Origin of the sequence: Bifidobacterium catulorum, assembly GCF_003129925.1 — a bacterium.
GTDB lineage: Bacteria > Actinomycetota > Actinomycetes > Actinomycetales > Bifidobacteriaceae > Galliscardovia > Galliscardovia catulorum.
Genome location: NZ_QFFN01000012.1, coordinates 24,753 through 37,275, shown reverse-complemented (window position 1 = coordinate 37,275; position 12,523 = coordinate 24,753). Strand labels below are relative to the sequence as shown.

At 64.1% G+C, this 12,523-nt stretch carries 9 protein-coding genes and 1 riboswitch; of the genes, 6 read left to right on the top strand and 3 right to left on the bottom strand.

The window, feature by feature from the left end; all coding sequences use genetic code 11:
• Window positions 1-61: 61 nt before the first annotated feature.
• The 5 genes from DF200_RS05660 (at window position 62) to DF200_RS05640 (ending at window position 5,241) form a co-directional block, all read left to right on the top strand.
• Window positions 62-961: a TPM domain-containing protein gene (locus DF200_RS05660; RefSeq protein ID WP_241520147.1), complete on the top strand. Its 900-nt coding sequence runs from the start codon at window positions 62-64 to the stop codon at window positions 959-961.
• Between the two features lie 4 nt (window positions 962-965).
• Window positions 966-1,709: a response regulator transcription factor gene (locus tag DF200_RS05655; protein ID WP_109137313.1), complete on the top strand. Its 744-nt coding sequence runs from the start codon at window positions 966-968 to the stop codon at window positions 1,707-1,709.
• Window positions 1,710-1,728: 19 nt separating this feature from the next.
• Window positions 1,729-3,540, top strand: a complete 1,812-nt coding sequence (locus DF200_RS05650) for a sensor histidine kinase (protein ID WP_241520146.1) — start codon at window positions 1,729-1,731, stop codon at window positions 3,538-3,540.
• A 135-nt stretch (window positions 3,541-3,675) separates the two neighbouring features.
• Window positions 3,676-4,065, top strand: a complete 390-nt coding sequence (locus tag DF200_RS05645; protein ID WP_109137312.1) for a cold-shock protein — start codon at window positions 3,676-3,678, stop codon at window positions 4,063-4,065.
• A gap of 69 nt (window positions 4,066-4,134) precedes the next feature.
• On the top strand, window positions 4,135-5,241 hold the full coding sequence (locus tag DF200_RS05640) for a DUF3027 domain-containing protein (protein ID WP_109137311.1): 1,107 nt from the start codon (window positions 4,135-4,137) through the stop codon (window positions 5,239-5,241).
• Between the two features lie 149 nt (window positions 5,242-5,390).
• On the opposite strand, the gene DF200_RS05635 is transcribed toward DF200_RS05640, so the two are convergent.
• Window positions 5,391-6,386: a universal stress protein gene (locus DF200_RS05635; protein ID WP_109137310.1), complete on the bottom strand. Its 996-nt coding sequence runs from the start codon at window positions 6,384-6,386 to the stop codon at window positions 5,391-5,393.
• A gap of 158 nt (window positions 6,387-6,544) precedes the next feature.
• Between DF200_RS05635 and DF200_RS05630 the strand changes: the two genes are divergently transcribed.
• Complete coding sequence (locus DF200_RS05630; protein WP_109137309.1) at window positions 6,545-9,133, top strand: ATP-dependent Clp protease ATP-binding subunit; 2,589 nt, start codon at window positions 6,545-6,547, stop codon at window positions 9,131-9,133.
• Between the two features lie 125 nt (window positions 9,134-9,258).
• On the opposite strand, the gene DF200_RS05625 is transcribed toward DF200_RS05630, so the two are convergent.
• Entirely contained in the window at window positions 9,259-11,685 is a 2,427-nt protein-coding gene (locus DF200_RS05625; protein WP_109137335.1) for an energy-coupling factor transporter ATPase, read from the bottom strand.
• Between the two features lie 38 nt (window positions 11,686-11,723).
• Window positions 11,724-12,329 (bottom strand): ECF transporter S component, encoded by a 606-nt coding sequence (locus DF200_RS05620; RefSeq protein WP_158275790.1) that lies wholly within the window; start codon window positions 12,327-12,329, stop codon window positions 11,724-11,726.
• Window positions 12,314-12,476, bottom strand: a riboswitch (FMN riboswitch). (Overlaps the previous gene by 16 nt.)
• Window positions 12,477-12,523 lie beyond the last annotated feature (47 nt).

Sequence of the window (12,523 nt, the reverse complement as noted above, 5' to 3'; positions counted from 1 at the left end):
TCCGGGTGTTTTCACGGTTCACGCATTCGATTTGCGAATCCGAGCCGTTACAGTTGACAATATGAGAACCAAGCAGATGACAGCAATCCATTCAGGCAATGTGGACGAACGGACCACCCGCGAAGGGGGAATGGGGACAACCTTCGGCATTCGGACGGTGATGTGGCTGGCCGTGGCGGCGTTCGTCGCGTTCATGCTGATGCTGGCGATGTCGACGCCCGCCGCATCGGCCGCCGACGAAAGCGCCACTCCCAGTCAGCAGGGCACGGGGTCGTCGGGCGTCGGCGTCACGGTGACCGACAACATCACCGATACCGAGAATCTTCTGGGCGACAACCTCGGCAAGGTCTCCGACGCATTGAGCGCGACCAAAAAAGAGACCGGCGTCACCGTCAGGCTGCTGTACCTGCCGAAGTTCTCCGAAGGCCAGGACCCCGACCAATGGGCTGCAAACCTGCTGAAGGACTCCAATCCGGCGCCCAACACCGTCATGCTCGCGGTCGCCTCCGAAGACGGCAACCTGGTGGTGGTCGTGTCGTCCAATTCCGATGAATGGCTGAAAAGGCAGGACACCGTCGACTCGCTTTCGCAGGCGGCGCTGAACCCGCTGACCAAGGGGGACACCCCGGACTGGTCCGGATCGGCCATAGCGTTGACGGACCAGATCAAGACGCTGCATGAGTCGTCGTCCACGTCCAGATTCAGCAACGTCGGCATCATCGTCTTCATCGCGGCGTTGGCTGTTCTCGTGATCGCCGCGGTGGTGTTCGTCGTCCTGCACAGGCGTGGCAAATCCCGCGCAGACCGTCAGCTGGCGCGCAGGGAGCGTCGCCGTTCGGGGCGCCGCTCCCGTGCGACGGAGTCCGGCGCGGACGCCGGTTCGACCGACAAGGGGGATTCGCGGTCCGACAAGGATTCAGCGGATATTCAGGAAACATCCAGTGCGGAGGACCATGCTTAACACCATGAGCAAATCCATAGAAGCATCGATCGTCGTCGTCGACGACGAGCCGTCCATCCGCGAGCTGCTGGTCGCCTCGCTGCATTTCTCCGGCTTCGAGGTGAGCACCGCGGCCTCGGGCTCCGAAGCCATCGAGGTCATAGAGAAGACCGATCCCGATCTCATCGTGCTTGACGTGATGCTCCCTGACATCGACGGGTTCACCGTCACCAGACGTATCCGTCAGGAAGGCATCGACGCCCCGGTGCTGTTCCTCACCGCGCGCGACGACACCCAGGACAAGGTCATGGGCCTCACCGTGGGCGGAGACGACTACGTGACCAAGCCGTTCAGTCTTGAGGAGGTCGTGGCGAGGATCAGGGCCATCCTCCGCCGCACCCGCGAACAGGCCGAGGACGACCCCATCATCCGCGTCGCCGACCTTGAGATCAACGAGGACTCCCACGATGTGACCCGCCACGGACAGGTCGTGGAGCTCAGCCCCACCGAATACAAGCTGCTGCGCTATCTCATGGACAACGAGGGGCGGGTGCTCTCCAAGGCCCAGATCCTCGACCACGTATGGCAGTACGACTGGGGCGGCGACGCCGCCATCGTGGAATCCTACATCTCGTATCTGCGCAAGAAGGTGGACGGAGTCACCTACGAGGACGAGGACGGCGAGACTCGCAAGGTCGATCCGCTCATCCAGACCAAGCGCGGTATCGGATACATGATCCGTGCGCCCAAGTCCGCCCCCGGAGCCTGATCCAGTGGGGGGTGAATTCATGTCGGGCGGAACGAAGGGCGAGGTGCGGACCAAGTCCAAACCGGCGAAGTCGCGCAGCGACAACCCGCTGCTGCGGCACATCGACGCCGTGTCGCTGTCCACCAAGCTGGTGTCCATCATCCTGGTGCTGCTGCTCGTCAGCGGCGGCATCATCGCCTTCGCCGTCCGTCAGCTGGTCAGCGCCTACATCATCGACAAGACCGATACGCAGCTGCAACGCCAGTCGGAACTGGTCCTCAACAACATCGGCGACCTGCAGAAGACCGACAACACCGGCACGCTGGGACTCATCGACTACTACGTGCAGATCCGGGACTCGGACTACAACATCACCTCCACGCCGCTTGTCCCCAAACTCGCCGACAACGTGATCTCCGAACCCAGTCTTCCGGCGTCCGGCAGCCTCGACGGCATACAGCTCGGCAAGCCGTTCACCGCCGCCGCAAGGGTACAGTCGGCCGGAGGGGCCACGAGCCGGGCCTCGCTGCAGATGGCCACGGCGCCATGGCGCGTCATCGCCGTCGAATGGACCATCCGTGCCACCGCCACCACCCCGGCCACCCATGGCATGGCCTTCATCGCGCTTTCGCTGCACGACATGGAGGACACGCTGGGCATCATCACCAAATACTTCCTCGTCGTCGGCATCGCCATCATCGTGTTCGCGACCGTCATGGCCACGCTGGCCATCGACCGAACGCTCATGCCGCTCAAACGCATCGAGAAAACCGCAGCCAAGATCGCCAACGGCGACCTGTCGCAACGCGTGCCGCAATCGCCCGAGAACACCGAGGTCGGCTCCCTTTCGGCGTCGCTCAACCAGATGCTGTCGCGGATCGAGCAGAGCTTCCGCGAGCAGCAGGAGACCACCGAGAAGATGAAGCAGTTCGTTTCCGACGCCAGCCATGAGCTACGCACACCATTGGCGGCCATCCACGGCTATGCCGAGCTGTACAAGATGCAGCGGGACTATCCCGGCGCGCTGGAACGGGCCGACGAATCCATCGACCACATCGAAAAATCCAGCACGCGCATGGCCGCTCTCGTCGAGGACCTGCTGTCCCTCGCCCGCATGGACGAAGGGCGTGGCGTCAACACCAACCAGAAAGCCAGGCTGCACAACATCATCTCGGAATCCGCCGAGGACCTGCACGCCCTCGATCCGGAACGCACCATCAGGCTCGGCGGCATCGCGCTCGCCGGCGGAGACGCACCGCTCGCCCCCGCGCCCGGCCAGCAGGCCATCCCCTCGCATCTGTCGTTCGTGCCGGGCAAGCTTTCCGACGTCACCCTTCAGGGCGATCCCGCACGGCTCCGTCAGGTCGTGACGAACATCGTGGGCAACATCCACCGCTACACGCCGGCGGAATCCCCCGTGGAGATGGGCATCTCCGTCATCCCCGCATCGCTTCCCGACATCGACCTCGGCCGGATGCCGTCCACCGACGCGTCCCTCGACCAGTTCATCCAGGCGGCGCAGGTGGCGGCGTCCACGGGCAGCGGACGGCGCTTCGCCGTCGCCCAGGTCATCGACCACGGCCCGGGCATGCCAGCCAAGGCCAGACAGAAGATCTTCGAGCGCTTCTACACCGCCGACCCCTCGCGCGCCCGCGAAAAGGGCGGAACCGGCCTTGGCATGTCCATCGCGCAGTCCGCCATCAAGGCCCATCATGGTCTGATCTGCGCCTCCGAGACCTTCGGCGGAGGACTCACCTTCACCGTGATCATTCCCATGCCCGAGATCCCCATGTCCGAGGAGGTCGGACCGGCCGCCCCGTCGCGAGGGGGCGCAACCCCGGCGAAGGCGTAAGGTATAATAATCATTTGGCTTCGGGGCGGTGAGCCCGGAACGCCACGGGTGTAACAAGTACACGGGGTGTAGCAAGCACATGACTTGCGCGTGCATGACCGAATGCACATGAGTGATCAGTGAGGTGTGGAAAGAATGCCCAGCGGAAAGATTCGTTGGTTCGACGCGAAAAAAGGCTACGGCTTCATCACGGGCGATGATGGCAGCGACGTGTTCCTGCCGTCCGCCGCGCTGCCGGCCGGCGTCACTACGCTGCGTAAGGGCGCCAAGGTGGAGTTCTCGGTGATCGACGGTCGCAAGGGCCCGCAGGCCATGGGCGTGACCGTGGCCGCGGCGCTGCCGTCCATGGTCAAGGCGTCCCGGCCCAAGCCGGACGACATGGCCGCCATCGTGGAGGACCTCATCAAGCTGCTCGACTCCGCCGGCGGCACGCTGCGGCGGCACCGGTACCCCTCGTCCGCCGAATCCAAGAAGCTCGCCACCCTGCTTCGCGCGGTGGCCGACAACTTCGACGTCCAGGACTGACCGAGTCCATCGACATATTTCAGGACCTATACGAATACCGTGACCGAACACACGATTGAAGGTGCAGCGATGACCGCAACCACTCCGGACCCCCGATCCATCGCACAGGCGGTGGCCTATGAGGTGGCGGACGAGGAATCGCAGGTGGGCGAGTTCCTCGGCCGCCACGAGCTGGAGGACAACGTAAGCGACTTCCGTTTCGCCGCCGATATCCTCGGATACGAGGGATGGCAGTGGTCGATAACGCTCTATCACGACGTGGAGCGCGACATGTGGACGGTGAACGAGTCGTCTCTGGTTCCCGGCGACGACTCGCTGATGCCGCCCAAGTGGATTCCCTGGAAGGACCGTCTGCTGCCCACCGACCTCGCAGTGACCGATACGCTCGGCACGGAGAAGGACGACCCCCGTCTGGAGGACGGTCTCGACGCGCGTCGTCTCGAAGAGGATCTCGACAGGGCGGGGAGTAAGACGGGGGAGACCGGCGACAGGGAGGACGACGGCGGCCTCAATGGCGCCGATAGCGGCGACGGCGTTCGCAATGGCGCCTCCGATGATACGGCCGATGCCGATGACAACACGTCAGGCAAGGATTCCTCGGTAGAGGGCGATGCCGTTGCCGGCGATGAGAAGGCCCTCCGCGACGAACTGGCGCAGACCGCCGACATCGCCAAGGAGTTCGAGCTCTCGCGACGCCGCGTGCTCACCCCGCTCGGTCGCGCCCAGGCCGCGCAGCGCTGGTACGCGGGCCCGCACGGGCCCAAGTCCCTCTCCACCAAGACCGCCGACGGCATGCCATGTGAGACGTGCGGGTTCTTTGTGCCGCTGAAGGGCGAGCTGAACCTGCTGTTCGGCGTGTGCGCCAACAAGTGGAGTCCGGATGACGGGCGTGTGGTCTCGCGTGACCACGGCTGTGGCGAGCATTCCGAAATCGAGCCGCCGCAGCCCAGCAGCCTGTGGATCCAGTCCAAGCCGGCCTTCGACGACTTGCATATCGACATCGTGCGTCAGGCCCCGCGGGAGGAGCGCGGCGAAGTCGAGGCGGAGGAATCCGCCGGGGAGCCGCGTTTCGACGATGCGGGACATTACCTCGGCGTGCTGGCCGGCGACGTCGTTCTTTTCCACTCCCAGATGCCCGAACGTGGCGAACGGGATAACGACGACGATGATGAATGACGAAAAGGGCGACGAAAACAATATCGAATAGATGAACAATGTTGAATAGATGAATAATGTCGAATAGACGATGACGGGGTCCTTGCATTCGCTGCAAGGACCCCGTCATATTCATATCGGTCCTATCGGTCCGGAGGACGTCGTGCGGTTCAATGCACGACGGTCACGGTGCATTCCGCGTCGTTGAGCACACGCGAGGAGACCGAACCGAGGAAATGCGCGTCCAGACCCGACAGGCCGCGCGTGCCGACGACGATCTGATACGCGTATCGGGAGGCGCTGAGCAGTCCCTTGCCCGCGGAGATGTGGAAGGCATTGGCATGCACCTCGACGTCGTCGGGAATATACGCGTCGGCGATGACACCGCGCAGGACGTCCTCCGCATGGCGCTGGCCCTCCGCGACCGATGGCACCGTCGTCTCGAATCCGGGGATCTTGCCCAGATCCTTCATCTGCCAGCAGAACAGCACATGCAGAGGACGGTTGTTGACGATGGCCTCATGGACGGCGAAACGCAGGGCGCGCTGCGACCCCTTGGATCCGTCGATGCCGACGACGATGGGGCGGCGGTTCCCGTTTTTCGTATGGTCGGCCGAATCCGGATCGAGCACGCGCGCGATGTCGTTCTGCACCGAATCCGCCGAACCCGCATCGCCGGCACGGACGACCGTGACCGGCACCTTCGCCTCCTCGGCCAGCGAGGACGACAGCGAACCCAGGAACCAGCGTGCGACGCGTCCAAGAGATCGCCGGCCTATGACGATCTGCTGCGCGTTCGCCCCGATCTGCAGCAGGGCCGCCGAACCCGACGCCTTGACCGACGTCAGTTTGAGATTCTCCGGGTTGAAGTCGATGCCCTCGGATGCCTTGTCCACCCATGAACGCAGCAGCTCGCGGATCTCGTTGCGCACCTGGCGCCATGCCTCGTCGGAATCCGGCTCGGCATCGATGTCCCACGAGTGCGTCCAGCCGAACACGGCATTGACGTGCTGGTCGGTCCTTCCCGCCTCGTTCAGCGCCCATTTCAGCGCGGCGAACGATTCCTCCGATCCGTCCACGCCGACGACGATATCCTGGAGCGGACGATCGCCGTCGACGTCCGCCGGATTCGCATTGACACCGGTACGAACATGTTCACCGGTCATGACACACCTCCTGATGGTCGTTCTGGTTACAGCATAGTCGACCCACGACGGAAAACCTTGGATTCGATTTCCGTTCACAGCGCAATATATGGGCATGGGGGAATGTTCGTCACAGCGAATCGGTAGAGTGATACAGAGTTTTATTAGGGAGGACAAGCATGTTCGAACGGTTCACCGACCGTGCGCGACGCGTCATCGTACTTGCTCAGGAAGAGGCAAGGGCGCTTCAGCATAACTACATCGGTACGGAACACCTGCTGCTCGGCCTGATTCGCGAGGGCGAGGGCAACGCCGCCAAGGCGCTCGCCTCCAAGGGAGTCGAGCTCGATGCCACCCGCAAGCAGGTCGAGGAGATGATCGGCAAAGGCAACGCCGCTCCGAACGGGCACATACCGTTCACTCCTCACGCCAAGCAGGTGCTGGAGCTCAGCCTGCGGGAGGCGCTGCAGCTTGGCCACAGCTACATCGGCACTGAGCATATCCTGCTCGGTCTGATTCGCGAGGGCGAGGGCGTCGGCACCCAGGTGCTCATCAAGATGGACGTCGACCTCGGTGAGTTGCGCACCGCCACCATCGATCTCATCCGCGGCAACCATGACGGCTCCGACGGCAAGGGCGACCTCGCCAACGCCGGCGGCGTGCAGAACAAGAGCAGCCAGACGGGCTCCGCCATCCTCGACCAGTTCGGACGCAACCTGACCGCCGAGGCCGCCGAAGGCAAGCTCGACCCGGTCATCGGCCGCTCCGGCGAGATCGAACGCGTCATGGTCGTACTCTCCCGTCGCACCAAGAACAACCCGGTGCTCATCGGCGAACCCGGCGTCGGCAAGACCGCCGTCGTCGAGGGTCTGGCACAGAAGATCAACGTGGGCGATGTTCCGGAGACGCTCAAGGGCAAGCAGATCTACTCCCTCGACCTTGGCTCCATGGTGGCGGGATCCCGCTACCGCGGCGACTTCGAGGAGCGTCTCAAGAAGGTGCTCAAGGAGATCAAGACCCGCGGCGACATCGTGCTGTTCATCGACGAGATCCACACCATCGTCGGCGCGGGTTCCGCGGACGGTGCGCTCGGCGCATCCGACATGCTCAAGCCAATGCTGGCCCGCGGCGAGCTCCAGACGATCGGCGCCACCACCACCGAGGAATATCGCAAATACATCGAGAAGGATGCGGCGCTGGAACGCCGGTTCCAGCCGATCCAGGTGCATGAGCCGACGATTGCGGAGACCATCGAGATTCTCAAGGGTCTGCGCGAACGCTATGAGAACCATCATCACGTGACCATCACCGATGGCGCGCTGCAGGCCGCGGCGGAGTTGTCCGCGCGGTACATCCAGGACCGTCACCTGCCCGACAAGGCCATCGACCTGATCGACGAGGCGGGCGCGCGCCTGCGCATCAAGCGCCTTACCGCGCCTCCGGAGCTCAAGGAGATCGACGCCAAGGTGGCGAAGGTCAGCGGCGAGAAGGACAAGGCCATCAAGGACCAGGACTTCGAAAAGGCCGCCGAACTGCGCGACCGTCAGGAGAAACTGGAATCCGAGCGCAAGGAGAAGGAGAAGGCCTGGCGCGAGGGTGAGTCCGACGTGTCGATGACCGTGGACGAGGACGTGATCGCCCAGGTGATCTCCTCCACCACGGGCATCCCCGTGTTCAAGCTCACCCAGGCGGAATCCAAGAAGCTGCTCAACATGGAGAAGGAGCTGCACAAGCGCATCATCGGTCAGGACGATGCGGTCACCGCGCTGTCCCGCTCCGTGCGCCGCTCCCGCGTAGGCCTCAAGGACCCGAAGCGGCCCTCCGGATCGTTCATCTTCGCCGGCCCCACCGGCGTGGGCAAGACCGAGCTGGCCAAGGCGCTCGCCGAGTTCCTGTTCGACGACGAGGACGCGCTCATCCGCGTCGACATGTCGGAATTCTCCGAGAAGTACGCGGCCTCGCGCCTGTTCGGAGCGCCCCCGGGGTACGTCGGCTACGAGGAAGGCGGCGAGCTTACCGAGAAGGTGCGTCGCAAGCCGTTCTCCGTGGTGCTGTTCGACGAGATCGAGAAGGCCCATCCCGATATCTTCAACACGTTGCTGCAGGTGCTGGACGACGGCCATCTCACCGACGGCCAGGGACGCAAGGTGGACTTCAAGAACACCATCATCATCCTGACCACCAATCTCGGCACCCGCGACATCGCCAAGGCCGCCAACACCGGCTTCAACGTGGGCGGCAACACCGAGACCAGCTACCAGCGCATGAAGGATCAGGTGAGCTCCGAGCTCAAGCAGCAGTTCCGCCCCGAGTTCCTCAACCGTCTGGACGACATCATCGTGTTCCGCCAGCTCACCGAGCCGCAGGTGCGCCAGATCGTCGACCTCGACATCAAGCGCCTGAACGACCGTCTGTTCGAGCGTCACATGTCCATCGAACTGACCGACAAGGCCAAGGACCTGCTTGCGGAGAAGGGCTTCGATCCGCTGCTCGGCGCCCGTCCGTTGCGTCGCGTCATCCAGCGCGACATCGAGGACGCCATCTCTGAGAAGATCCTGCTCGGGGAGCTCGGCGACAACGAGGCCGTGGAAGTCGACTCCCAGGGCGAGGGGCTGCTCGGCGAATTCACCTTCACAGGCAAGCCCATCCTCGACGCCGAACCGGCCGACGACACCGCCAAGGACGATGCTGCCAAGACCGATGCCGAGCCCGAACCGGTCGCCGCGGCCGCCTCATCCTCCGACGGCGATTCCGCCGCAGAGGACTGATATCGGCCTAGAAATCGCCATCGACGGTGTGGGACCCCATGGTCCCACACCGTTTTTGTTTCGTTCCGAAACGATTCGTCCGTGTGCGTGGCTTCGGCTTCGGGGGCGCCGTCGGCCGTATGAAGTCAGCGGACGAACAATATCGGCGTAGCGAACAACACGACGAGATATGTGGCCGAGAACACGGCGAAGACGACGTCGCGCCATGTGCACCGCAACGGACGGTAATGCGTGCGCCCTTCTCCGCCTTCATAGCAGCGGGCGTCAAGGGCGAGTCCGAGATTTCCGGCATGGCGCAACGCCCCGGCGAACACCGGAACGATGATGGCCGTAAGCGCGCGGATCCGTTGCAACGGGGCGCCGGATTCGACGCTGCCGCCCCGTGCCGCCTGGGCGTCGATGATGGCCCGGGTCTCGCCGGCCAGCGTGGGCATGAACCGCAATGCCAGACTCATGACCAGGGCGATCTCCCCGGTATGCACGCCGAACCGTTGCAACGGGGCAAGCAGCGCCTCGAACGCATCGGTCAGCCGCGTCGGCGTGGTCGTGAGCACCAGCACGGCCCCCAACACCACCACCAGCGCCAGACGTCCGGCATAGACGAGGGCCGTCCACAGGCCGTCGTCGGTGACGGGAATCGGACCAAGGTGAAGCAACGTCTCGCCGGAGCGGACGAAGAAGACGTTCAGCATGCTCATGACGGCGAACAAGCCGAGGAACAGTCGTACGGAATGCGCCACCGCCAGAGGATGCAGCCGTGCCGCGGCCATCGCGCATCCGACCGCGACCGCGGCGATGCCGAGCTGTGCCGGGGTGCGTATGGCGAACGCCGTGAACATGAGGACCAGCGTCAGCGACATCTTCATCCTCGGGTCGAGCATGGCGACGAACGACGTCCCGTCACGCTCCGTATTCCGGCGTGTCTCGGACTGCCCCTTTCGAGAAGGGGAAGCGGGAGTGGAAGGAATGGCCGGTCTGCCGTCTGGAGCATTCGGCACGTGTGGGACGACGACTCCATCGCACAACTCGACGACGCGATCGGCCGACATCGCCTCGGCACGGTCATGCGTGACGATGACGACCGTAACGCCTTGCTCACCGAGACGTGCGATCAGTCCGCGAATCCTGCCTGCGGCATCCGCGTCAAGGCTGCTCGTCGGCTCATCCATGACGAGAATACGGGGCCGGCATGCCAGAACACCCGCTATGGCGACCATGCGCTGTTGCCCTCCGGAAAGATCGAACGGCGAACGGCCGGCGAGATGGTCGATGCCCAGGGCCTCCAGCGTCGTGTCCACCCGCTCGTCGAGCTCCTCTCCCGACAGACCGAGGTTGCGTGGACCGTATGCCACGTCGTCCGCCACGGTTTCGGCGAATAGCTGGCGTTCCGGATGCTGCATCACATAGCCGACGATGCCGCGCAATCCGCGGCGGTCGCGCCTGCGCAGGGGTCTGGATCCGCCGGAGGAACGTCTTGCCACGGGAATCCCGGCCACGGTTATATCGCCATCGTCCGGTGTCGCCAATGCGCACAGCAGTCTGATCAGCGTGGATTTGCCGCCTCCGTTGCGTCCCATGACGGCGATGGTTTCGCCGTCATTCACCGTGAGGCTCACGTCACGTAGTATCGGATGGTCGCGGTCGTATGCGAACGAGACGTGCGACATCGTGATGATGGGGGAGCCGTCCCGGTTGTGCGGGCTTGTTTCCGAAGGTGATTCCCGGCCGACGGTTGCTCTGTCGGGCGGTTCGACCCCTTCACCCCGGCATTCGTCGGACAGCTCCCTCTGCCAGAGGGGGCCAGCGGAAGAAGGATGCGCGGCGTTGGGTGAGGAGGCTTTTTGCCGGAGGGGGCCGGGTCGGGAAGAAGGCATGGAATCGGACGAAGGACGGTCGTCCTCGACGATCCGCCCATCGCGTATCACGATCACACGGTCGGCGGCCATGGCCTCATCCGGTGAATGCGTGATATGCACGACCGTCGTGCCATGGGCATGCAGTTCGTCCAGTACCGCCATGACCTCCGAACGCCCCGATTCGTCGAGCATCGCGGTCGGCTCATCCAATACGATCATGCGGGGACGCATGGCGAGCATGCCGGCGATGGCTACTCGTTGCTGCTGCCCGCCGGACATGCGGGTCGGGTCGGCGTCGGCATGGCCGGTCATACCGACGCACTGCAGCGCCGTTTCGATGCGTTCCCCGATGCGTTCCGAGGGAACGCCGAGATTCTCCGGTCCGAACGCCACATCATCGTCGACCACGGTGGTGACGATCTGGTCCTCGGGATTCTGGAACACGACGCCGATGCCATGCCGCGCTTTGCGATACCTGTCGGCATGCGCCCCGCCATCGAAGACCCTGAGTCCGAGCAGCGTGACGATTCCGGAATCCGGCGCGGAAAGACCCGCGATGATGCGGCCAAGCGTGGATTTCCCGGAGCCGTTGGCCCCGACGATGGCGATGCGTTCGCCTTCCGGGATCGTCAGGTCGACCCCATCGACCGCCCATGATGTTCCGTCGTCGTAGCTGAAGCGGACGTCGCGGAGCATGACGGCGGGGGATGAACCGGCCACGATGAGACGCCCGACTATCGGTTCAGCAACGTGGAGACCGGCTTGTAGACAAGGAACGTCACCACGCCGTGAATGGCGAATTTCAGCAGGTTGAACGGCAGCAGGACAGGCACGATCATTGCCGCCACCTGCGCCACAGTCATGTGCGCGTAGATCGGTGTGATCGCCAGGTTGCCGAGAACGGCCACGGCCAGCGCAACGGCCGCGCCGAGCAGTATGCCCGAGACGGCGCCTCGGCGGGAGCGCCAACGCCGATACACCAGTGCGGCCGGCACGCTCAGCGCCAGCGACACGCCAATCGCCATCAGCGTGCCCCACGGGTCGGCGAACAGATGGGGAGTGAATCCCAGAACGCTGACGATGGCGGCAGTCGACGGGCCGAACGCGAATCCGGCGACGAGGCAGACGATGCCGGATGGATCGTATTTGAGCCACGGGGCGGCCGGGAAGATCGGCAATTCGATGAAGCTCGTCACCATGGTCAATGCCACGAACAGCGCGTAGACGGCGATTCGTCCGGTGGACCAGCGGCCGGAGCCGCCCACGCCGGTGGAATGGGATGTGGCGGACGACGATACGGAAGATGAAGAACCACCCATGGGAATCCTCGTTTCTTTCATCCGGACTATACCGTTGGCTCCGGAATCCCACCGGATCGGCCGCTTTCGCGGGTCGCGGGCTTTGGGGCGCCGCCCGCGTGGAACACGCGGGAACGGCCGCCGGGCATCACCGCCAGTAGGGAATCTCACCCTGCCCTGAAACTTGCGTCTTTGACTGTATCACGACGGATGTTCGTAAACCGCCGCCCATCCGC